Origin of the sequence: Methylophilus luteus (assembly GCF_042676265.1) — a bacterium.
In the GTDB taxonomy this organism is placed as follows: domain Bacteria; phylum Pseudomonadota; class Gammaproteobacteria; order Burkholderiales; family Methylophilaceae; genus Methylophilus; species Methylophilus luteus.
In genome coordinates, this window is the sequence record NZ_JBHTKB010000002.1 from 138,440 (window position 1) to 158,710 (window position 20,271).

At 53.1% G+C, this 20,271-nt stretch carries 25 protein-coding genes; 12 read left to right on the forward strand and 13 right to left on the reverse strand.

The window, feature by feature from the left end:
- Positions 1 to 4 precede the first annotated feature (4 nt).
- The 11 genes from ACFQ1Z_RS10190 to ACFQ1Z_RS10240 form a co-directional block, all read right to left on the reverse strand.
- Entirely contained in the window at positions 5 to 694 is a 690-nt protein-coding gene (locus ACFQ1Z_RS10190) for a hypothetical protein (RefSeq protein ID WP_379057409.1), read from the reverse strand.
- Positions 691 to 1,608: a type II secretion system F family protein gene (locus ACFQ1Z_RS10195; protein WP_379057411.1), complete on the reverse strand. Its 918-nt coding sequence runs from the start codon at positions 1,606 to 1,608 to the stop codon at positions 691 to 693. Before ACFQ1Z_RS10195 ends, ACFQ1Z_RS10190 begins: the two co-directional genes overlap by 4 nt.
- A gap of 2 nt (positions 1,609 to 1,610) precedes the next feature.
- The gene (locus ACFQ1Z_RS10200; protein WP_379057412.1) at positions 1,611 to 2,531 is read right to left on the reverse strand and encodes a type II secretion system F family protein; all 921 of its coding nucleotides are present in this window, start codon (positions 2,529 to 2,531) and stop codon (positions 1,611 to 1,613) included.
- Complete coding sequence (locus ACFQ1Z_RS10205; RefSeq protein ID WP_379057413.1) at positions 2,528 to 3,814, reverse strand: CpaF family protein; 1,287 nt, start codon at positions 3,812 to 3,814, stop codon at positions 2,528 to 2,530. Before ACFQ1Z_RS10205 ends, ACFQ1Z_RS10200 begins: the two co-directional genes overlap by 4 nt.
- Positions 3,801 to 5,009, reverse strand: coding sequence for an AAA family ATPase (locus ACFQ1Z_RS10210; RefSeq protein WP_379057414.1), 1,209 nt, complete (start codon positions 5,007 to 5,009; stop codon positions 3,801 to 3,803). Before ACFQ1Z_RS10210 ends, ACFQ1Z_RS10205 begins: the two co-directional genes overlap by 14 nt.
- 3 nt (positions 5,010 to 5,012) lie before the next feature.
- Positions 5,013 to 6,365: a type II and III secretion system protein family protein gene (locus ACFQ1Z_RS10215; RefSeq protein ID WP_379057415.1), complete on the reverse strand. Its 1,353-nt coding sequence runs from the start codon at positions 6,363 to 6,365 to the stop codon at positions 5,013 to 5,015.
- Between the two features lie 22 nt (positions 6,366 to 6,387).
- Entirely contained in the window at positions 6,388 to 7,311 is a 924-nt protein-coding gene (cpaB, locus tag ACFQ1Z_RS10220; protein ID WP_379057417.1) for a Flp pilus assembly protein CpaB, read from the reverse strand.
- Between the two features lie 41 nt (positions 7,312 to 7,352).
- Positions 7,353 to 7,835 (reverse strand): TadE/TadG family type IV pilus assembly protein, encoded by a 483-nt coding sequence (locus ACFQ1Z_RS10225; RefSeq protein WP_379057418.1) that lies wholly within the window; start codon positions 7,833 to 7,835, stop codon positions 7,353 to 7,355.
- Complete coding sequence (locus ACFQ1Z_RS10230) at positions 7,832 to 8,281, reverse strand: prepilin peptidase (RefSeq protein ID WP_379057420.1); 450 nt, start codon at positions 8,279 to 8,281, stop codon at positions 7,832 to 7,834. The genes ACFQ1Z_RS10225 and ACFQ1Z_RS10230 overlap by 4 nt, the downstream gene beginning before the upstream one ends.
- A gap of 51 nt (positions 8,282 to 8,332) precedes the next feature.
- Positions 8,333 to 8,512 carry a Flp family type IVb pilin gene (locus ACFQ1Z_RS10235; protein WP_379057421.1) on the reverse strand — a complete coding sequence of 60 codons (180 nt, stop codon included), beginning with the start codon at positions 8,510 to 8,512 and terminating at the stop codon, positions 8,333 to 8,335.
- 370 nt (positions 8,513 to 8,882) lie between these two features.
- On the reverse strand, positions 8,883 to 10,022 hold the full coding sequence (locus tag ACFQ1Z_RS10240; RefSeq protein ID WP_379057422.1) for a GGDEF domain-containing protein: 1,140 nt from the start codon (positions 10,020 to 10,022) through the stop codon (positions 8,883 to 8,885).
- A gap of 311 nt (positions 10,023 to 10,333) precedes the next feature.
- Here ACFQ1Z_RS10240 and ACFQ1Z_RS10245 point away from each other — a divergent pair, with 311 nt between their 5' ends.
- A complete protein-coding gene (locus tag ACFQ1Z_RS10245; RefSeq protein WP_379057423.1) occupies positions 10,334 to 10,585 on the forward strand; it encodes a hypothetical protein in 252 nt (83 codons plus the stop codon).
- Between the two features lie 30 nt (positions 10,586 to 10,615).
- Here the strand turns inward: ACFQ1Z_RS10245 and ACFQ1Z_RS10250 are convergent, their stop codons facing one another.
- Entirely contained in the window at positions 10,616 to 12,265 is a 1,650-nt protein-coding gene (locus tag ACFQ1Z_RS10250) for a histidine kinase famiy protein (protein WP_379057425.1), read from the reverse strand.
- Positions 12,266 to 12,655: 390 nt separating this feature from the next.
- Here ACFQ1Z_RS10250 and ACFQ1Z_RS10255 point away from each other — a divergent pair, with 390 nt between their 5' ends.
- From ACFQ1Z_RS10255 to ACFQ1Z_RS10270, 4 genes are all read left to right on the forward strand, one after another.
- Entirely contained in the window at positions 12,656 to 12,916 is a 261-nt protein-coding gene (locus ACFQ1Z_RS10255; RefSeq protein WP_379057426.1) for a hypothetical protein, read from the forward strand.
- 335 nt (positions 12,917 to 13,251) lie between these two features.
- Entirely contained in the window at positions 13,252 to 13,671 is a 420-nt protein-coding gene (locus ACFQ1Z_RS10260; protein WP_379057428.1) for a CBS domain-containing protein, read from the forward strand.
- A 3-nt stretch (positions 13,672 to 13,674) separates the two neighbouring features.
- Positions 13,675 to 14,151, forward strand: coding sequence for an acyloxyacyl hydrolase (locus tag ACFQ1Z_RS10265; RefSeq protein ID WP_379057430.1), 477 nt, complete (start codon positions 13,675 to 13,677; stop codon positions 14,149 to 14,151).
- 171 nt (positions 14,152 to 14,322) lie between these two features.
- Positions 14,323 to 14,844, forward strand: a complete 522-nt coding sequence (locus tag ACFQ1Z_RS10270) for a class IV adenylate cyclase (RefSeq protein ID WP_379057432.1) — start codon at positions 14,323 to 14,325, stop codon at positions 14,842 to 14,844.
- Between the two features lie 36 nt (positions 14,845 to 14,880).
- Here the strand turns inward: ACFQ1Z_RS10270 and ACFQ1Z_RS10275 are convergent, their stop codons facing one another.
- A complete protein-coding gene (locus ACFQ1Z_RS10275) occupies positions 14,881 to 15,717 on the reverse strand; it encodes an EAL domain-containing protein (protein WP_379057434.1) in 837 nt (278 codons plus the stop codon).
- A gap of 442 nt (positions 15,718 to 16,159) precedes the next feature.
- Between ACFQ1Z_RS10275 and ACFQ1Z_RS10280 the strand changes: the two genes are divergently transcribed.
- The 7 genes from ACFQ1Z_RS10280 (at position 16,160) to ACFQ1Z_RS10310 (ending at position 20,271) form a co-directional block, all read left to right on the forward strand.
- On the forward strand, positions 16,160 to 16,456 hold the full coding sequence (locus ACFQ1Z_RS10280; RefSeq protein WP_379057435.1) for a hypothetical protein: 297 nt from the start codon (positions 16,160 to 16,162) through the stop codon (positions 16,454 to 16,456).
- Positions 16,457 to 16,691: 235 nt separating this feature from the next.
- Positions 16,692 to 17,066 (forward strand): hypothetical protein, encoded by a 375-nt coding sequence (locus ACFQ1Z_RS10285; RefSeq protein ID WP_379057436.1) that lies wholly within the window; start codon positions 16,692 to 16,694, stop codon positions 17,064 to 17,066.
- A 145-nt stretch (positions 17,067 to 17,211) separates the two neighbouring features.
- Positions 17,212 to 17,532: a hypothetical protein gene (locus tag ACFQ1Z_RS10290; protein WP_379057438.1), complete on the forward strand. Its 321-nt coding sequence runs from the start codon at positions 17,212 to 17,214 to the stop codon at positions 17,530 to 17,532.
- A 142-nt stretch (positions 17,533 to 17,674) separates the two neighbouring features.
- Positions 17,675 to 18,385: an MBL fold metallo-hydrolase gene (locus tag ACFQ1Z_RS10295; RefSeq protein WP_379057439.1), complete on the forward strand. Its 711-nt coding sequence runs from the start codon at positions 17,675 to 17,677 to the stop codon at positions 18,383 to 18,385.
- Between the two features lie 77 nt (positions 18,386 to 18,462).
- Entirely contained in the window at positions 18,463 to 18,882 is a 420-nt protein-coding gene (locus ACFQ1Z_RS10300) for a hypothetical protein (protein ID WP_379057441.1), read from the forward strand.
- 214 nt (positions 18,883 to 19,096) lie between these two features.
- Entirely contained in the window at positions 19,097 to 19,717 is a 621-nt protein-coding gene (locus ACFQ1Z_RS10305; protein WP_379057442.1) for an MEDS domain-containing protein, read from the forward strand.
- A complete protein-coding gene (locus ACFQ1Z_RS10310) occupies positions 19,714 to 20,271 on the forward strand; it encodes a hypothetical protein (protein ID WP_379057443.1) in 558 nt (185 codons plus the stop codon). Before ACFQ1Z_RS10305 ends, ACFQ1Z_RS10310 begins: the two co-directional genes overlap by 4 nt.

The window sequence follows — 20,271 nt, forward strand, 5'->3', positions numbered from 1 at the left end:
TAGGTTATGGGTTGGTTTTGTTGCTGGCTTGCGTCATTTTTTTCAGTTGCTGCATCTCATCCTCTACCAGGCCGAACTGCCTGGCAAATGCATCTGCCCTGGCGATATCGCCTTGTTTGTAGAGCAGCAACACCAGGTTGTGGGCCGCCTGGCGGTAATCCGGTGCCAGTTCTACCGCAGTCAAAAACTCATGCAAGGCGGGTTCACTCTGGCCGGCCTGCATCAGCACATAACCGTAATCATTACGTATGGTATGTTCGGTGGGCAGCGTGTTGCTGGCGGCTTTCAAAAAGCGCAGTGCCTCAGGCAGCTTGCCGTCCTGGCTGGCGATCAGCCCCAGGCCGCGATAGGCATGCCCGGAAACGCAGCTATTGGCTAACTGTTCATAAATGCCCTGTGCCTGCGCTGCCCGCCCGGTCTGGCGCAGGCCATGGGCACGCAACAGTTCTGCGCGTTCACTTTTGACCTTGATGGCATCGAGGTGGGCCAGCGCGGCGTGCGGCTTGCCTTCTGTCAGCATCTGCTGGATCAGCGATAGTCTGGTGGATTCTTCAGGCGCAAGCTCTGCGCATGCTTTGTCGGCAACCGTTTTAATCGGCGGTGCAGACTTGCTGTTGAACTCGGCAGCGGCCGCATTAGGCAGACTGTGCAGGCAAAGCCATGCGATCGTCATCATCAGTGTGGTTTTTCTCATAAGCCATTCACTCCTTGTAATGCTTTGGATAAGCCCATAAATCCCGGTCCGGCCAGGAATATCATCAGCGCCGGGAACAGGAACAGAATCATGATCACTGTCATCTTGGCGGAAAGTTTGCTCACATATTCACGTAGGTCGGATACCTGGCGTTGTTCAACCAGGGTGGTATATTCGGCCAGCGACTCGCGGATATTGCCGCCATAGCGTGTCACCTGTTTCAGCATGGCGATGGTGTCGTTCAGTTCCATGACTTCCAGCGGCGCCGCCATTTCATTGAGCGCATCGGCGCGGTCCTGACCGGCCTGTATGCGTTTGATCACCAGTTGCAATTCAGCGGCCAGATTGGGCAGCAGCGCCTGGCCCTGCTGCTCTATCACTAACAAGATATGTTCCATAGAAAGACCTGCTTCAAACAGCATGCGCAGCAGGTGCAAAAACGGGATCACCTCTTTGCGGATGGCGTCACGCCGGGCCTGTGCCTTCCAGCGCAGCACGCGGCGCACCAGCACAAAAATGGCGGCAAACGTGAACAGCAAGTGGAACAGCACATTGGTGAAGCTGTCCTGGTTGGCGATCGCATAAGCGGCGGCCAGTATGCCCAGCAGCAGCGGCAGCAGCCATGCCGTGAGCAGGAAAGTGAGTTTTGCCTTGGCCCCGGGCCAGCCGGCCTGGATCAGCAGGCGCTGCATCTCCTGCATTTCGCTGCGCGAGACTTTTTCCAGCACCTCGTGCAACAGCTCTTCAAAATCCAGTGACCCCAGCCGGGCAGAGATATGTATGCCTTCCTGCTGCAAAGCCTCACGAAAACGCCGTTGTATATAGCGCGGATGGCTGCCTTTCTGTGCGCTGTATAGCAGCACCCCTGCCGCCAGCAGCATCAGTACGATAGAGATAGGCCATAACAGACTCATGCCTACACGCTACGCAACATGCGCCAAAGGATAAATGCGCCCGCGCCTTGCAGGCAGAGTGCGGTGGTTAGCAGGGTCTTGCCGGTGGCATCGTCCAGCAGCATGTTCAGGTAGTTGGGGTTCATCACCATGATGTAGAGCGCAATGGCGAGAGGTGTCATGCCCAGCACCCAGGCCGACATTCTGGTCTCGCCGGTCATGGCGGCCAGTTCGCGGCGCGCCAGTTCCTGCTGGCGTACCATTTTGACCACGCTGTCCAGCATGTCACGCGGACTGCCGCCATACTGGTTGCTGATGCGCATGGACAAGGCGATCAAATTGAGTTCACGCAGGTTGTGCAGTTTGGCCGCCTCGGTCAGGTTTTCTACCATGTCGGCACCCAGGTCTGCGGCGCGGGTGACGCGGTCCACGATATAACGCAACGGTGGCAGTGATTCGCTAGAGGCAAAGCGAATCGCACTTTCCAGGCTGCGGCCGGTACTCAGGCTGCGTAACAGCTGGTCAATAAACAGCGGGATCTGGGCGATGGTTTGTGCCTGGCGCCTGCGCAAGCGGCTGTATGGCAGCAAGAAACCAAAGATGAACAGGCTAGTGCCCACTATCAGTATCGCGCCTGCCAGGCCATAGATCAGCCAGCCTGACATTGCCAGCAACAACAATGCCAGCGGGATCAAGAAAGCATGTTTCTTTTGCAGTTCAAAACCGATATAGATCGAGGCACGGGTGACAAACTGGTGCCAGCGCGTCTGCTGCACACCGGGGGCGACGCCGGCAACGGTAGTACCATCAGGCAATACTTCCCTGAAATGGCGCACCATGCGCTCGCGTATGCGCGCCTGTTTGCTGTGCCTGAACATCCAGATGGCAAAAAATAGCATGGCCACCGGCAGCAGAAGAAATGACATCGCCAGCATATTCATCATTGCCTCCTGAACGGTAAGTTCTGCAGTTTGCGGTTGCATGGCCGCACGCCGGGGTGCGCAAAATTGCCATTGCCAGCGTCATAGGCATACAACTCATTGAGTACAAAGTGGCCATCGCGTACGCCGGCGATCTCGGTGATAGACACGACTTTGCGTTGTCCGTTGGGCATGCGGGCGATCTGTACCACCAGTTCTATGGCGGCGGTGATCATTTTGCGCAGGGTGCCTTCGGTGCCCTGAAACTTGGCCAGGCCTGCCAGCATCTCAAAGCGCAGCATGGCGTCTTCCGGGGTGTTGGCGTGCACGGTACTCATACATCCATCATGGCCGGTATTCATGGCCTGCAGCACGTCCATCACTTCTTCGCCACGCACCTCGCCGAGCACGATACGGTCAGGCCGCATGCGCAGGGAGTTTTTCACCAGCTCGCGCGCGGTGATCTCGCCATTGCCATCAATATTGGAAGGCCGGGTTTCAAGCCTGACGACGTGTTCGTGCTCAAGTTGCAGTTCAGCGGCATCTTCTATGGTGACTATACGTTCGTTGGGCGGGATAAACCGGCTCAACACATTCAATAAGGTCGTTTTGCCCGCACCGGTACCACCGCTGACGATCAGATTGCAGCGACGCTCTACCGCTGCGGTGAGAAAGCTCAGCATCTCTTCATCCAGGGTGCCGTATTGCAGCAGGTCGGCAGAGAGCAAAGGTTGCTTGCGGAATTTACGGATAGACAAACAGGGGCCATCGAGTGCCAGCGGCGGGATGATGGCATTGACGCGGCTGCCATCCGGCAGCCTGGCATCCACCATGGGGCTGGCTTCATCGATGCGGCGTCCCAGGTGGGCGAGGATGCGGCGTATCACCCGCAACACATGCTCATTATCAATAAAACGCAGGTTGGTGGTTTCCAGCCTGCCATCGCGTTCGATAAATATTTTTTTCGGGCCGTTGACCAGGATGTCGTTGATCCTGTCGTCTCTGATCAGGCTTTCCAGCGGGCCATAACCGGCCAGCTCATCGACGACTTCTTCCACCAGGTTGTCCAGGTCATAACCGCTGATAGGCAGATGGCGGTCGGCGACATAGGCGATGACTTTCTCGCGCACATAGTCTGCGATCAACTCGCGTGCCAGGTCCAGCAAGCCCAGATGGTCACGCTCTATCTCGGCAATCAGGTGCTGGTGCAGCTGAAATTTCAGCTCCTGAAAGTCTTGTGCCTGTTTCAGGCCATAATCGAATCCACCTAGCTGAAAGTTCATCATGCTGCCTTTACGATTTATCATGCGCAGGGATCAATGCAGAAATCAGTTTGTGCAGCATGCCGGGGGCCTTTTCTACTGGCCCGGCCTGGCCATCCAGCAGCTTTTCGGCCAGCTTGCGCACATTGATGCTATAGGGGTCGTTGGCCGATAGCTCAAACATGCTTTCACCCGAGTTCATCGTCGCCAGCCGTGCCATGCCTGAGGATGACAGGGTGGAAAGCAATGGCAGGCCGAACGACTGCGCGATACTCTCTGCACCCGGCGGCATTTTGGAAAGATAGCGATCTACCACCACGCCGGTGTTGACCAGTGAGACTTTCTCTTCGCGCAGGTGCTTGACCAGCTGCATGTTCTGGCGGCAACTGGGCACACTTTGCTCGACCAGCAGCACGATCTGGTCTACGTTCGCCAGCAGCAACAGCAGAAAATCGGAATCGACCATGCCGCCAAGGTTGAGCACTATCCTTGAGAAATGTCTGCGCAAGCTGCGTAACAACACGCAGACATCGGCGGCGGTGAACTGCGCACCTGTCCACGAATCTTCAGGCATGGAAAGTACGGTGAGACCACTCTTGTGGCGGCCAAAACCGGTTTGTATCAGGGTGGAATCTATACGCCGCAAACTGCGTATGGCATCAATAAAACTGTAGGAAGAAGTCAGCCCCAGATAGAGCATGGCGTCGCCATGCGGCACGCCCAGGTCTAGCAGCAAGGTAGGTTCAGTCTCCTGGATGGCCAGCGCCAGGTGCAGTGCCAGCATGGGCGAGTCGCTGCCAGGGCGGGCGCTGATCACCGAAGTGATCTTGCCGTTCTGGTCATTGTGGCTGGCTGGCAAACTGCCTTCGCGCGGGATCAGGCGTTTGACTTCTGCCACCACTTCGCTGGCACGGCTGCCGCTTTTGATAAAGTCGCGTGCGCCCAGACGTATCACGGTCAACAGCAGGTTCTGGTCAAAACTATCTGCCACTACTATCACTGGCAGGAAAGGCTTGGCCGCGATAATACCCTCTATCAGCAAAGCTTCCTGCCTGTAGTCGGCCGGGTTCAGCTGCACAAAAATGATGGAGGCACCGATAGCATCGGCCAGTTGCACCACGCGCTCGGTGGTGGGCGAATCAGCCGGTATCAGGTCGCCCTCATCCCTGAGCGATTGACCCAACCATTGCAGGCACTCATGACTGTGGGTAATGGCAATAAAGCAGTTGCGTTCGCTCATGGCTTACCTCGAAAAACCGGTGGCAGGGATGCCGGTATCCGGCTTGGGCCCTTTTTGGAAGAACAGGTCACTGAAACTGGGGTTGTAGTTACGCAGGTTGCCGCCCGGCATGGCCGGCAATGCGGCGTCTTTGGCGATGGGCCGCACCAGGTGCGGGGTGACTATCATCAGTAATTCTTTATCCTCACGGTCAAAGCGGGTAGAGCGGAAAAACGCGCCTATGATGGGCAAGTTACCCAGGCCAGGGATCTTGTCCACATTTTGCAGCGTGTTACGGCTGACCAGCCCGCTGATGACAAAACTCTCGCCATCACCCAGCGAGACACTGGTATCGGTTCTGCGCACGCGCAGGCCAGGCACGGAAACCCCGCCGCTCTGCACCGCGTTGGTAAAGTCTATTTCGCTGACCTCGGGCGACACTTTCAGATAGATACGGTTGCTATCCAGCACCGTTGGCGTCAGCATCAGGCGCACGCCATATTCTTTATAACGTATGGTCACCGTGCTATCGCCACCGGCGCCGGCACGGATAGGCACCGGATATTCACCACCGGCCAGGAAACTGGCACTCTGGCCGGAAAGTGCAGTCAGGCTGGGCTCAGCCAGCGTGTAGGCAAAGCCGTTCTGTTCCAGGATACTCAGGGTGCCCAGCAAGCCGCGGCCGGCATTGCCCGCCACAAAGTTGAAAGCGCTGGAAGCCGGGAAAAACCCGGAGGCGCTTTCCAGGGTAAAGCCATTGCCCTCGTTGCGTACACCGCTGAGGTTGCCGGGGGAGCCTATGGCCAGAGTGGAATTGCTGCTGTTTTTACCGAGGAAGAACCCGGCCCGCATCATGTTCTGCCGGCTGACTTCTACCACCTTGATATCGATCTGCACCTGGTTGCTGAAGCTGTTGACGGTGGCATCGATAGGGGCAGGTTTGGGGTCTATCGCCTGCGTGGCCAATGCGTGTTCTTCCAGCGAATCCACTTCGCCGGAGATCGCCACCTGGTGGCCGGCGGGTTGTACTTTAATCGATCTGGAGAACTGCAAACGCTGCTTTTCCAGGTCGGTGCTCACACTGACCGCGACTTTAAGCTGTTTGGCCGGTGCTGCGGCTTTTTCGCTTTCCCAGATGGCGATCTCGGTCACGCCGGCCTGTTTGCCGGTGATGAGGATATTGCGCGAAGTCAGCATGCTGATGCTCAGCATCTCCGGGTTGCCTACCGCCACTCGTTTGACCGGTCTGGCATGCACATAGACCTGCTGGTCGCCTATGGAAAGTTGCAAGGCATCTGTCTGTTCTGCCTGCGCAAGCAGGGCCAGGCAACACAGGCTGCCAAACAGCACAGAGCAGATGTATTTAAACGCTGACATGATCAACCTTTGCTTTGCATGATTACCTGGCCACATGGATGACCTCTGTGTTTTCGCCGCGGTGCACGATCACGCGCTCTTGTTTAGGCCTGGCAGGTGCAGCCGGTTTTTTTACCGTCACCTGGCTGGTTGCCACTGTGGCTGATGGTGCCGCTTGCCGCGACGCAGCAGCCTGGGAAACATCAGCCAGGCGGATAAACTGGTTATCCGCCACCGCGTTGCTGCTATCAGGCAATGCCTCGCCGCGCAAAGCCAGGCGCAAACTGCCTGTGCTATCTGCCAGCATCAGTTTTGCCATCTCTGCTGCGGGTACCGCCAGGATGGCAGAACGACTGTCTTTGCCGCTTTTTTCGGATCTGCTGCTACTGCCCAGTTTGCCAGGCGTGGCCGGTGTCAGTGACTCGGCCTGGCCAGATTCGCTGGCGGCGGTGACTGCACCGTAGGCCAGCACTTTCACATTGCTGAGCACTACCTGGGCCGAACTGATCTCGCCGGTTTCGCGGTCCTGGTGCAGATACAGCAAAACATCGACATGGTCGCCAGGCTTGATGAATCCGCCTACGCCGACCACTTCGTTGACCTTGATGGCGACGGCACGCTCATGGGCTGCCAGTGACTGGCCCAGCTCACTGATAACAGGAAAATGTGCGGCATTGAATGGCGCACCTTTGAGGATAGGCGCAGCCGTGGTTTTGCCCAGCAGCGCCTGCGGGTTGCTGAACCCATGCTGGTTAAACTGGGGGCCAGTGGCTGTCTCCAGATCTTCGCTGACCAGCACATGGCCTGCCGCTAGCGTTTTTTTCGCTATCACCTGGGTATAGGTCGGCACTACCACCGCCAGGCTGGCGGCCGGTTTTTTCTGGCTCAGCTTATAGCCGACGAAAGCTGTCACCATCGCAGCGATCACCATCAATATTGCCAATACACGCAAAAATGTACTGTTCACTATGCCTAATCCTCTAGTTAAACTTAAACTTGAATTTAAACTTAAAGTTCTATCACTGCTTTGCCTGCCAGGTCGGCAGGCACTCGGGGAATCTGGCCTATGATGGGTAAAGTCAGCATAGGGATCAGCGGGTCAGCAGCATAGTCGCTGTACACCACGCTGACGGTGAGTTGGTTGCCACTCATGCTCAGCTGCACCCGGCTGTTACCCGCGCCCAGCACTTTGTCCCTGGATTTTGCCGGTAACCAGTTCAGCGTATCACCCACCACACTGCGCACCTTGGGGTCTACGCCGCTGCTGAGGTAAGCCAGGTTATTGGCAAATGCCAGTCTGTCTACGGCAATGGCGGCGCGTGCACCTTCTTCTGCCGCATGGGCAAAAGCCGATTGCATCAACATCACCATGGCATAGTTGACCATGGCGTAAAACAGCGCAAAAAACAGCATGAACAGCAGCATGAACTCTATGGCTACTGCGCCTTTTTCTGGCTGCAGACGGCTGGCTTTGCGCAGGGTGTTCATCATCTGCTCACTCCCATTGCCAGCAGCAATCCCACACTCAGAGCGGCGCCAAACGGCAGCCATCTGGTGCGGGTGGTGGGCGGTGTGCGCAAGCGGGTCAGCGATAAATAAATTGCCGCAGCAATCACGGTCAGCACGGCGGCGATCACAAAGGCAAACAGCGTGAAGTCACTGCCGCTGACCAGGGCGATCGCCAGCAATAATTTGACATCGCCAGCACCCAGCAGACGTGCTGCATAAGCGGGCAGGGTCAACAGCAAGGCGATGGCGGCAGCCAGCAACGCAGAATGCATGCTGGCATTGAGCAGCGTATGGCCGGTGACCAGCAAGCAGACTATGGCGATCAGGCACATCCCCAGGCTCATCAGATTGGGGATGCGCCTGGCGCGCATATCTGCCAGGGTCACACCCAGGCACCAGGCAATTACAATCATTTCTGCAATAGTCATGCTATGCATCTTGTCGTTGATCGCCACTACGGCTGGCGATGACTCAGGCGCTTAAATAGTCAGCGCTGTGGTGATTCGATCGAAGATATCTGTAATTGCATCATTGATAGGCGTGACAAAGCTGATCAGGGCAATGGCGACCATGGCTGCAATCAATGCATACTCAATGGCACTGGCACCTTCTTCGTCAGAAATGAAGTTTACAAAAGCTGTTTTGATAGAATTTAACATCTGGAATCCCCGAGAATTAATAAGCGAGGTACGTTAAATACCCCCAATCCATGACACATTGAAAAGAGTCAGTACTCGAGAGGTACTTTCAGTGGTAAGTCAAAGTGCATCCCTAGGAAAGCGACACCTTGTTACTCTTTTCTACCGAGCATATATTGCTCTCAATACAATTAGCAACTTGCGTGCCATGAATGTTAATCTAGGTGAAATAAGGTGTAACTATATGAATTCAATAGGGTTTGTTTGATTTTTAACAAACATACAAGGCAACATTTGCTATCGCTAATTCACACATTTTGTCTAAAAGCTGACAAATTGTGACAATGACAGTCTTTTTTTGGGTAAGCCAGGGATAAATTTAAAGGGATTGTTACTTTACGTTAGCCACTACCTGCCATTCGGCGCGGTTGCGACCGTTCTCTTTGGCACGATAAAGGCATTTGTCGGCTTGCTCGACAAAATGCTGCATGTCGTCATGCATGGTAGGCAGAATGGTAGCGATGCCCATAGAGATAGTGACGACTTCATGCGGGGACTGTGCGTGCGGCATAGCCAGTTTGCGTACCGCATTGAGCATCTTCTCGCTGATGTTTTGCGCCTCGTTCAGCGAGGTGTGAAACAGCACCACCGCAAACTCCTCGCCGCCATAACGGGTGACTGAATCGCCAGCGCGACGCGCGCAACCGTCCAGTGCCTGTGCTACTTGCCGCAAGCACTCATCCCCGGCCTGGTGACCATAGTTGTCATTGAATTTCTTGAAAAAATCCACATCCACCATCATCAGTGACAGCGGCACTTTAGCCCGCGATGCCTGTGCCCATTGATTGGCAAAGTTGGTATCAAAGCTGCGCCGGTTACCTATGCCAGTCAGTTTGTCTTCCCACGATGCCTGCTCTGATGCCACTTGTTTCAGCAAGACATCGATCAGGATCTTGCGTATCTCGCTGGCCGATGCCCACAAGGTGGCGCCCACCGCCACCAGCATCACCATGACCATATGCAAAGTCTCAAAATCGAGGAAAGGCGTAGCCAGCAGCAAAGGCACATACACACCGGCAGCGAAGGCAAAAAAGATAGGCAGGAACACCACCAGCCGTGGCAGCGCAACGATCACACCTATCAGCATGATGATAAGAATGGCGGCTTTGCTGGGCCGGCTCAACAAGGGTAGTGCGATGGCGAGCGCACCCCAGCCCAGGCCGGCAAAGGCCGCGGCCATGACATGGCGGTTGATGCGCGCCAGTTCGGCGCTGATATTGGCAGAAACAAAATCCAGACGCCCCAGCCACCAGTGCCAGGCATGGGCCACCAGCAACCAGGCATACCACGCGCAGCCATAAACAATGCCTATATCCCAGGCCAGCATGGCCGCAGCAATAAAGCCGCTGAACAACACGATCAGCTGGTTGCTGCTTTTACCTCTGTAGACATGACGCAACTCTTCGCAGGCCAGCGCATGCGGATCGAATTCCAGGTTCTTGATGACGTTTCCTTTTGTTATTTTGGTCAAAATCCAATCCTGTTCTCATAAACTTTTAAAGAGGGGGCGGTTTGTTTGGGTGTATGGTTAATCTAGGTTGAGTATGCTTCCTGTGGCGGTAGGTGTGGTTATTATGCGATATTTTAGATGGCTATGCCTGTCGACTCAGGCGAATTTTTTGTGTTTATTGTGATACCTGAACAGGCGTGGCTCAAAACTAAGGTCTGTATTGCGCGCTTGAAAGGCGCGCTGCTATAGCAGAAACGGTTTTATGGCATGGTCAAGCGGGGCAGGCGTCTGAGCATAGCGATACCGCTTTGTGGCACTGCAATACAAGGTTGTTGTTGCTACTTGGGGGTGTAATAAGGTGCAAACGCAGTGACGAAAGCTGGCTAAGTGCGCTGGATGATTTTCGTCGCGCTAACGGCGCCGGGGTAGTCAGGGTGTGGCTGGCAGGCAGCATGGGCTTGCTGCCTTTGACCAGAGTATTACTGTGCACAGCACTGAACCGGCGTAAAACAGTGCGGGCCATGATATTCATCGCCGCTATGGCCAGCATGCTGGCCATAGACTTTAAAACGATGTTCGCATAACGCGGCTACGTCTTGCAGCAATGGCACTGCTTATTTGCCGCGTTTCTGTAATACGGTAGGGCCTTCCAGCACTGCCCGCACTTTTTTGGCCAGGTCTGTCATTTTGTAGGGCTTGGTCAGCACTTCAAATTCCACGCCCTGGTCCTGTTCCTTGTCTGGCGATCCGGCATAACCGGTGGTCAGCAATATCGGCAGGTTGGGGATCAGTTTGCGCAACTCGCGCGCCAGCAGGATACCGTTAATGCCGCCAGGCATGATGATGTCAGAGAACAGCAGTTGTGGCGGCTGGTTTTTCGCTATCAGTTTTTTGGTGGTGTTGATGGCTTCGCTGGCGCTATTGGAGATGATCACTTCATAACCCAGGGTCAGCAGCATTTCCATCGCCAGTTCCGAGACTTCCGGTCTGTCATCCACCACCAGTACGGTTTCTTTGCCGCCACGGTCTTGCGGGTTCTTGCCGGCAAGCAGATCGGGGTGACGCGTCTGGTCAGTCGCTTTGAAATACATGCGCACCGTGGTGCCTATCCCGAGTTCTGAATAGATGGTGGCGGTGCCGCCGGATTGTTTGGCAAAGCCATAGACCATGGAAAGACCCAGGCCGGTGCCTTTGCCTTCTTCCTTGGTGGTGAAGAAAGGGTCCATGACGCGATTGAGGATTTCCGGCGGGATGCCGGTGCCGGTATCGGTGATGGCGATCGAAACATAGCGCCCTGGTGGCAGGCCGGCATAAGCGCTGATGTCCTGCGGCGTGACCACGACATTTTCTGTGATCAGCGTGACCTTGCCGCCTTTAGGCATGGCGTCGCGCGCATTGACCAGTACATTGATCAGGCAGGCTTCAAGCTGGGTAGGGTCGAGCTGGCAGTTATGCAGTTCCGGCTCAAGCTCGCGCTGCAGCGATATCTCGTGCCCCAGCGTTTTCAGCACCAGGTCGCTGATGCCCTGCGCCACGTTATTCAGGTTGACGATACGCCCATCCAGCCGTTGCTTGCGGGCAAAGGCCAGCAATTGCTGGGTCAGTGCAGAGGCTTTGTTCACCGCGCTGCGTATGCTGTCCAGGCCGCGCAGTATAGTGGCGTCATCGGCTTGTTGCCTGCTGATCTTCAGGTTGAGGATATCCACATGCCCAGACATCACTTGCAGAAAGTTATTGAAGTCGTGCGAGATGCCGCCGGTCAGCTGGCCCAGCGCTTCCATTTTTTGCGCTTGCGTCAACGCGTCTTCGGCATCACGGCGTCTGCTCACGTCCAGCTGCGAGGCAAAGTAATACACCAGTTCTTTTTGCTTGTTGTATACCGGTGAAATGAACAAGGCGTTCCAGAACGAAGAACCATCCTTGCGGTAGTTCAGTATCTCAGTGGTGATCTCGGTGCGCGAAGCGATCGCTTCACGTATGGAGGTCACGGTATGCGGGTCGGTGTCCGGGCCCTGTAGAAAACGACAGTTATGGCCTATGATCTCATCCGCGGTGTAACCACTCATGGAAATAAAAGCCTTATTGGCAAACACGATAGGATTATCCGGCTGCCTGGGGTCGGTCACCAGCATGGGCATACGCGTGCTTTCTATCGCCGCAAAAAAGATATCGTCTTTATGCTCGGCGATCGCGTCGTTATGATATTCGGTGACTTCTATGGTAGAACCTTGCGAATGCGAAGGCTTTTCAGGATGTTTGCTCATAAGATAGTCTAATATTTATTGTAGTAATTATTGATGGATATTTGTTTTATTTCTTAATTTAATCAATGGCTTGCAATTTTTTGGTCATGCCAGAAAATATTTGGCTAGTATATTACCGATAAAAGGCAGTTTTGTCTGTCAGATGCTGTCAGCAAGAGCAGGCTTGCAGACGCGGCAGTGGTTAAAGTGTCTTAACTAATATGTCTTAAATATAGTGACAGAGGCTGTTTTGCAAAGTTCTTACACGCGCTGACCTGGCCCGGTCAGGCGAAATTCTTACACGGCTTTCAGCCGTATGCTGATGATGCCAGCCTGTACTTATCCCTATCATGCATCTCACAGGCAATATGCCGTCATTCACGTGAACAATGTTTAGCATAGGAGATAAGTATGGCTACAGACCCAAATGGCCTGATCGAAGGACAAGCTGGCACCGGCCGGAACGAGCAGACTGGCGATGACCTCAACCCGAATAGAAGCAATGACGGTAACTCCGGCAGCCCGCCGACAATTCCTGAAATCGAGCCTCATACGGCTCCCGAAATAACACCCGGCAACATTCCAGGCGTAGACCCGCAGACTGACCCTGCCATTGAGCCAGAGATCGAACCCGGCAAGATTCCGGATGACAGTCTGATCCCGCATAAATAAGCGGGCGGCACCAGCACTGACTTAGACACTGGCGCTTGATGGTCAGCGGTCTCAGTTGCTGAAATGCCGACAGATTCAAACCAACCAGGCTAGCTGCCTGGTTTTTTATTGCCTGCCGCATTTTCCTGGGGATAGCGTTGAGTCCGACAAATCCTACAACATTTGCAGCGCAATTCTGATAAACGCTGACATGCAATTTCATTAATCTGGCAGCGTTGATAGCAGTTGTCGAACCTGTAAAAGGTTTCCCGGCCTGCTGATCAGCGATACGGTGGCTCTTAACGGGCCGCCGTCTTTATGCCTATCAATGATTGCTTGAGCTTAAAGGGGTGCACATGATCATCAACCAGGTAATGACCACCAATGTTGTGACTGCTCCACCAGGAGAGTCGCTTAAATATGCAGCGCAGATCATGGAACAACATGATTATGACGTCCTGCCTATCTGTGAAGACAATCGACTGCTGGGCACACTCAGCGTGCGTGATATCGCAGTCAAGGCTTTGGCCAACGGCCTGTCACTTGAAGAAAACAGCATAGAGCACTTTATGGCATTTGAAGCCAAGTATGTGTTTTCTGACCAGTCTACCGAACATGCCATCAATTTTATGACCGAACACCAGTTGCGCAGGTTGCTGGTGCTGGACCGTGGCTATCACCTGGTGGGCATAGTCTCGCTGGATGATCTGGCCATCAGCCACAAGATCAAGGGTATATTCGCTGTTAAACAACAATTCACTACTATGGCATGCTAAAAAATGAAAAAAATCACGCTTATACTCGCGCTGGCTGCGGCCACTGCTGTGAATGCTCACGCCGATACGCTGGGCTTTGCCATAGGTAGCTATGATATAGATGGTTCCAATTCCGCTACCGATTTTCGAGTCGATTACGAATACGATACCTCAGTCTGGTTGGATGACCTTAAACCGTGGTTAGGTGTACAAGCCACCACTGATGGCAGCATATGGCTGGGCGGTGGCCTGCTGTATGACTGGCAGTTTGCCGATAGCTGGCACCTGAAACCTGGTCTGGGCGTGGGCTATTACAGCCGCGGCAGCAGTGACCTCGATCTGGGCTATCCGGTGGAGTTCAGGACCCAGCTCGAACTGGCTAAAGACCTAAACCCTAACAACAGCCTGGGTCTGGCAGTCAGCCATTTGTCTAATGCCAATCTGGATAGTGTCAACCCGGGGGTAGAAGTGGTGAGTGTGTACTGGCATTACCGCTTTTAAGTTGGCTGGCGTGAACTTTATTTCACTCAAAAATAAACCTGGATTTCACCCAAAAATAAACCTGGCAGCACCGCGACGAATTAGTCCGGTGCTGTCTCAGCTTTTGACATATTTATAGCTATGGTTTTTGCTATACTCGCAGGCAATTCATCACAACTCTGGTAACAACAAGTGGCACGCAATATAGAAATAAAAGCAAATATAGAGAGCATCAGTTCTATTCTTCCCAAAGCACTTGCACAGGCGACTTCAACGCCTGTAGAGATTTTCCAGGACGATACTTTTTTCCAGTGTAACAATGGCCGCTTGAAATTGCGCATGTTCGATCAAGCCAGGGGGGAGCTGATTTTTTACCGGCGCGCCCACCAATCCGGCCCCAAAGAGTCGTTTTATCTGGTCACACCTACCAGTGAGCCGAATACGCTCAGGGATGTGTTGAGCGCAGGCCAGGGCGTGATAGGCCGCGTGATCAAACAGCGCACGCTGATCATGTGTGGCCGCACCCGCATACATCTAGACCGCGTCGACAACCTGGGCGAGTTTTTAGAACTGGAAGTGGTGCTCGAAGAAGACGAAAGCCCGGAAAACGCCATCGCCGAGGCTACACTGCTGATGGCAGATCTGGGCGTTTCGCCGCAACAAATGCTAGAAGATTCCTACGTGGATATGCTGGCGCGCAAAAACAAGCGCTAGCCACTAGCATGCCCAGCTGGCCTGGTTTGGTCTTACTCAGGTCAGCAGGCTGGGGCGTTTATTCCAGTTTTCCAGCCATCTTAAAGTATCTGCTTCATCCATAGGCCGGGCAAAGTAGTAGCCCTGGCCAAATTGACAGCCCAACTCGCGCAATCCTATCGCTTCCAGATTATTTTCTATGCCTTCGGCTATGGTGGCTATGCCCAGGCTCTCGGCCAGGGCAATGGTCGAAATGATAGATTTGCGCGATTTGGATGAAGTCTCCATCGTCGTGACCAGCGACTTATCTATCTTGAGCTCGGAAAAATGCATTTTGCCCAAGTCCGGCATATCCGCATAACCAGTGCCTGCATCATCTATACCCAGGCGGAAGCCATTGGTTTTTAGTTGGCCGAGGATATCTTCAGCCTGTTGCGGGTTTTCCAGGGTGGCTTTCTCGGTGAATTCCAGCACTACCCGGTGCGGGTCTATATGAAACTCATTGCAGCAGCTATCCAGCGTATGCAGCAGATGGTCGTCGCGTATGCACAGGGATGAAACGTTGAGGGAAAAAGACAGCTGCGGCTGCAGTTTTTCTATGAATTTAAAACCGGTGTCTATCACCAGTTGCGTGAGTTCTGCGATCTGTCCGGTTTGTTCGGCGGTGGCGATAAAGGCGTCCGGCAGCTTGACGCCATACTCCGGGTGCCGCCAGCGCAACAGACCCTCAAACCCCACCACTTCGCCGGTGGGCAAATTGATCTGCGGTTGGTAAAACAGCGCAAACTGATTGTTTTTCAGGGCATTGTTCAATATGGATTCGTTGGTTACCAGTGCCTGATCGGCACGGCCGGGGCTGATTAAATCATCAGCAGATAGTCTATCGATACTCATTGCTTGATCCTTTGGTGTAAGGTTGATCGAAAATAACTGCCTGACAGTGCCTTGGTCACACAGGCGCTGCTGGTTTAGTACAAAGTGGAAGCGTAACGACGTCACCGCAAGTTGCTTCATTACCCATGCTGCATTATTCGTGCGCAGGAAAGCGGGCTTGTACCTGTAGACCCGGCTTGAATTATCCAGGTTCACACAACTTTATGATTTACACCAATGTAATTTTTATCTGCTGAGTGTGATACTCGCACATCACTGATTTTAGTGTCAGATTCGTTTCACAAATAATCAGCCCCGCTTGCTTTGGTGCAAGCGCGGGCAGGATTCTTACGTGCTTATCAGTCTTTTGCCGATAACCTTGCCTGTGCAATGTCTTTAATCTGGTTATACGCGATTTTTAATCAGACAAATTACCAGCATTACATAAGCAAAGGAGATGGCAATGGCTTTAAATCAGCATGGCAATTCAGCCGTGACAGAAGTAGAAGTGACATTTCCCGACCCCAGCAATCCGGACCCTATAGACCCCGATATTATCAATCCGGCAGTGATAGACCCGGTTGGTTTCCCCGGTCATGATGATGAGATAGATCCTGGTGAAGATGTTGAGGTGGATGAGGATATAGATCAGCGATCAAACATAGATCAGCGATCAAACATAGATCCGCTACCGGATCCTGATCTGCCTGAACCAGACCGGCCGAACCGCGATATCAGCAACCGCCACTTAGGCCTTTAGAGCGGCCTGGAGAATGCCAGGCTGCAGTGCTTGCCATCAGGCATTCACAGCTGAGCCCTGGCTTCTTTTTGCTTGGCTGCGTCAGCATAAGTCAGCAACTTCCTACATGGGAATGGGCGGCCAACTGATAGATGCGTTGGCGAAATCATTATCTAATGACTCAAGCTTAAAAGAACTGACTTTTAGTCACTTATGCTCACTTTTATAAGGTAGCCCAATTTTAAAGGATATAAGCATGAATAAACTTCTGATTGCATTACTCGTTTCTACAGTATCGATTTCCAGCTATGCCGCTGAGAGCAAAGATGATGGTGCCAAATTAGGCACTTCAAATTCGCCACAAGTGGAAAGACAGCAACGCTACACCGATAAGGGCCCGACTGACGTCAACCAGAACGGTGTGCCTAATGATGCTAGCAACCTCGGCAATTCCGATACTCCGCAGGTGAAACAGCAGAATGCACGTACAGATAAAGGCTCTGCTGACCCGCAGTTCAAGAAAAAGAAAAACAAAGTGTTGAATAATAAAGATGAAAAAGCAGGTACCACCAAAGGCAATCCGGTGCAGCCGACTGAGTATGAATCTGCCCCACCAGCCACCACAAATTAAAGTAAAAACCAGCATGGCCAGTTTAGAACCAGTCTGATCTCAGCGCTGTCCAAACTAGTCATGCACCCCCTTCTGGTTTGCTTAGCATTGACAGTTGCCAGTTGGTTCACCTTATGCAGTAAGTTTGATTGGAGAGGATCTCATCATGTCATATCCCGCTGTGATCAGTGAGCTTGCAGGTGCTGTTAAGGAAGTTGGAGATGCAGTTAAAGAAGTTGGGGGTACAGTGAATTCTGTGATCAATGTCATTGCCTGGTCAGTGTTGAAAATACTGCCTGTGCTGGTGGCTATGCTGATCGGTTTGGTTGCCATTGATATCGTGCTCGGTCCTTTGTTCGACGACGTGGGTGCTGGCGAATCGCCGTTTTTGTCCAGTACTCAGAGCGATGAAGTCCAGTTTGCTGCAAACGCAGAGCTAGCTCCCGCGACTGACACCGCCGGGGCATTGGCTGATGCCAGGCCATGATGCGCTTAATGTGCAGCTTTTGTAATGCATCTGCGCTCAAAATGCCGGTTTAATACGTAAGAATCAGAAAACGCTGGTTGTGGCTAAAGTAAAACCCCGCTCAGGCACAGCAGGGCTATCAGTAAAAATGTGGGGAACAACAATGAAGGACCTTTATCAGTTTTTTGATGATGACTCCAGCACTTATACTTATCTACTCACCGATGCCGACAGCAAAGAAGCTGTCATCATAGACCCGGTAGACCAGCATTTAAATCAATATATGGCACTGTTGGCCGAGCACGATTTAAAGCTCAGGCTGGTGCTGGAAACACATGCACATGCCGATCATATTACTTCAGCAGGAGCATTATGCTCTTTGACCGGTGCCAGGGCGGCCACGCCTGTGCATTGCAAGATAACGGCGGCTGAGATCCAGCTGGCTGATGGCCAGTCTTTGACGTTTGGTCGGCAGCAGGTCATACAGGCACTACATACTCCTGGGCATACTGCGGGTGCCATGTCTTATTACTGGAATGGCAAATTATTCACTGGTGATAGCCTGTTGATCAATGGCTGCGGCCGTACCGATTTCCAGAACGGCGATGCCGGCACACTTTACGACAGCATCACGCAACGACTGTTCAGCTACCCGGATGAGACCCTGGTCTACCCATGTCATGACTATGATGGCAATACCAGCTCGACCATAGGTCATGAAAAACGCACCAACAAACGTCTGGCCGGCAAAAGCCGCGCAGAGTTTATCCACATGATGGATGCGCTGGACCTGCCACCGCCCAAGATGATAGACAAGGCTATCCCGGCAAATATGAAGCTGGGTCTCAATATCAGACATGCCGCAGGGAGTTAGGGCCTGTTTGACCATCCGCCCTGTTTGCCAATCGCCAAGTCAGTAATCCGCTAAATCAGACATTCGAGGAATAGATCATGGACGTGAATTATCAAGTGAGAAATACCAACCAGTTTGACCGGGTCAGAAACTCCACCGCGGCAGACATCAATATCCATATCGATCTGGTCACTAACCGTAATATCCAGTATTACTCCACCAGGCCAGCGTGGGAAGTCAAGAAACGTATCCTGGCTTTAGAAAAAGAATGGGATGTAGAACGCGTGCTGGAAGTGAATGCTTCTACCCTGGCGCTGACCGGCTTGGTATTAGGCCTGACCGTGAGTAAGAAATGGCTGGCCTTGCCAGCAGTGGTGCTGCCTTTCTTACTGCAACATGGTGTGCAGGGCTGGTGTCCGCCATTGCCGGTGTTACGGCGCATGGGTATCAGGACGCAGGATGAGATAGACAGAGAAAAATACTCCCTGCTGCAAAACCTGAAATCCAGGGCCGAATGAAGGTTTACGCCAGCCTAGCAGATAAGCACTAAGCTTGGGCCGCTGGCGTTTTGCTGTGCGCAGTCCCTATTGCCTAACTGCTCAATAAGCTGCCATCTTTATATTTAGTATCAAGATGTTATTAGGCCTATGCCTGCCCACATGTAGCTTGCTAATTGGTCAGAAAAAGCATAAATTCCCACAACTTCTGCCAACTACACCATGGGGTCACATCATGAGCAGTTTTACATTAGCGGGTACACCCCTGACAGATCACTTTCATGTCTGTGCCTTTTTTAACAGCAAGGCCGATGAATACGATGTATTGCTGCCGTTTTATGCCGAAGCACACGGACAAGGCGAGAAGACGCTGCATCTGGTCAACCCGCTCAATGAACAAGACCACAGATCCCGTTTGAGCAGCTATGGCATCAATGTGCCAGAACTGGAAAAAACCGGCCAGTTAGAAGTCATGACCTGGCATCAGTCATATCTTGAGGGTAGTAGCTTTGAGCGCAAGAATATGCTGGCTCAGCTGGTCGAGGCGCGTAATGCTGCCATAGATGCCGGGTTTCCACGCCTGCGAGTGGTTGGCGATATGGACTGGGTATTTCTTGAAGAGATGGATTTCAGAGGCATACTCTCCTACGAGGCTGAAGTGAACGAGTTCCTTATCGTCAACAAGCAACCTGCAGTCTGTGTTTACGATATTGCCAAATTGTCAGGCTCCATGATGATGGATTTGTTGCGCACGCACCCGCTGACGCTGGTCAATGGTGTGGTGCAGGAAAACCCTTTCTACACACCGGCTTCGCAAATGCTGGAAGAGTTAAACGCCCGTGCGGCCTACTCATGATGGATGAGAACAAGGTCAGTTACCTTAAACTGGTCAACCCGCCAGCACCTGATGAGCGGGTGATCCCTTCACAGTTATCTGATACCTTGCGTAATATGATGGGCTTGCTCGCGCTACCCGGCTTATGGGTAGGGCGCAGTGGCAAGGCTATTCTCAGGCTCACGTTTGAAGCGATAGAGCGCACGCTGCCGATACGCTTTATTTATTCAGAAGTGCAGCTAGAGCCAAACTCAAGTCATGCCTCGCTGATGTGGGATCGCCAGATGGAAGCAGACGAGCAGCTGGCCGCCTGGCAGACTAGCCTCAATGATTTCAAACAGCTGCCCATGCAGGAAGCAAAGCCTTACCCGGTTGTGCTGCGCGGCAAGCAGCTGCAGCTGATCAAGCTCAGGCTGGGTTATGGCCCCACCGCCGACACCATCTGGTTCGGCTCGGAAAAACCTGATTTCCCTACACTGACTGATCTGGCATTTATCCGCGCGGCGATCACGCTGGCTGGCACCGGCATACTGACCGCCAGGGCGCAGCAGGAAACCGAAAGAGCCAAGCGCTAA

Bases quoted from the DNA above. Each gene is read 5' to 3' on its own strand.
- ACFQ1Z_RS10190 (WP_379057409.1), bottom strand. From the start codon at position 694: ATGAGAAAAACCACACTGATGATGACGATCGCATGGCTTTGCCTGCAC.
- ACFQ1Z_RS10195 (WP_379057411.1), bottom strand. From the start codon at position 1,608: ATGAGTCTGTTATGGCCTATCTCTATCGTACTGATGCTGCTGGCGGCA.
- ACFQ1Z_RS10200 (WP_379057412.1), bottom strand. From the start codon at position 2,531: ATGATGAATATGCTGGCGATGTCATTTCTTCTGCTGCCGGTGGCCATG.
- ACFQ1Z_RS10205 (WP_379057413.1), bottom strand. From the start codon at position 3,814: ATGATAAATCGTAAAGGCAGCATGATGAACTTTCAGCTAGGTGGATTC.
- ACFQ1Z_RS10210 (WP_379057414.1), bottom strand. From the start codon at position 5,009: ATGAGCGAACGCAACTGCTTTATTGCCATTACCCACAGTCATGAGTGC.
- ACFQ1Z_RS10215 (WP_379057415.1), bottom strand. From the start codon at position 6,365: ATGTCAGCGTTTAAATACATCTGCTCTGTGCTGTTTGGCAGCCTGTGT.
- ACFQ1Z_RS10225 (WP_379057418.1), bottom strand. From the start codon at position 7,835: ATGATGAACACCCTGCGCAAAGCCAGCCGTCTGCAGCCAGAAAAAGGC.
- ACFQ1Z_RS10230 (WP_379057420.1), bottom strand. From the start codon at position 8,281: ATGACTATTGCAGAAATGATTGTAATTGCCTGGTGCCTGGGTGTGACC.
- ACFQ1Z_RS10235 (WP_379057421.1), bottom strand. From the start codon at position 8,512: ATGTTAAATTCTATCAAAACAGCTTTTGTAAACTTCATTTCTGACGAA.
- ACFQ1Z_RS10250 (WP_379057425.1), bottom strand. From the start codon at position 12,265: ATGAGCAAACATCCTGAAAAGCCTTCGCATTCGCAAGGTTCTACCATA.
- ACFQ1Z_RS10255 (WP_379057426.1), top strand. From the start codon at position 12,656: ATGGCTACAGACCCAAATGGCCTGATCGAAGGACAAGCTGGCACCGGC.
- ACFQ1Z_RS10260 (WP_379057428.1), top strand. From the start codon at position 13,252: ATGATCATCAACCAGGTAATGACCACCAATGTTGTGACTGCTCCACCA.
- ACFQ1Z_RS10265 (WP_379057430.1), top strand. From the start codon at position 13,675: ATGAAAAAAATCACGCTTATACTCGCGCTGGCTGCGGCCACTGCTGTG.
- ACFQ1Z_RS10275 (WP_379057434.1), bottom strand. From the start codon at position 15,717: ATGAGTATCGATAGACTATCTGCTGATGATTTAATCAGCCCCGGCCGT.
- ACFQ1Z_RS10280 (WP_379057435.1), top strand. From the start codon at position 16,160: ATGGCTTTAAATCAGCATGGCAATTCAGCCGTGACAGAAGTAGAAGTG.
- ACFQ1Z_RS10285 (WP_379057436.1), top strand. From the start codon at position 16,692: ATGAATAAACTTCTGATTGCATTACTCGTTTCTACAGTATCGATTTCC.
- ACFQ1Z_RS10290 (WP_379057438.1), top strand. From the start codon at position 17,212: ATGTCATATCCCGCTGTGATCAGTGAGCTTGCAGGTGCTGTTAAGGAA.
- ACFQ1Z_RS10295 (WP_379057439.1), top strand. From the start codon at position 17,675: ATGAAGGACCTTTATCAGTTTTTTGATGATGACTCCAGCACTTATACT.
- ACFQ1Z_RS10300 (WP_379057441.1), top strand. From the start codon at position 18,463: ATGGACGTGAATTATCAAGTGAGAAATACCAACCAGTTTGACCGGGTC.
- ACFQ1Z_RS10305 (WP_379057442.1), top strand. From the start codon at position 19,097: ATGAGCAGTTTTACATTAGCGGGTACACCCCTGACAGATCACTTTCAT.
- ACFQ1Z_RS10310 (WP_379057443.1), top strand. From the start codon at position 19,714: ATGATGGATGAGAACAAGGTCAGTTACCTTAAACTGGTCAACCCGCCA.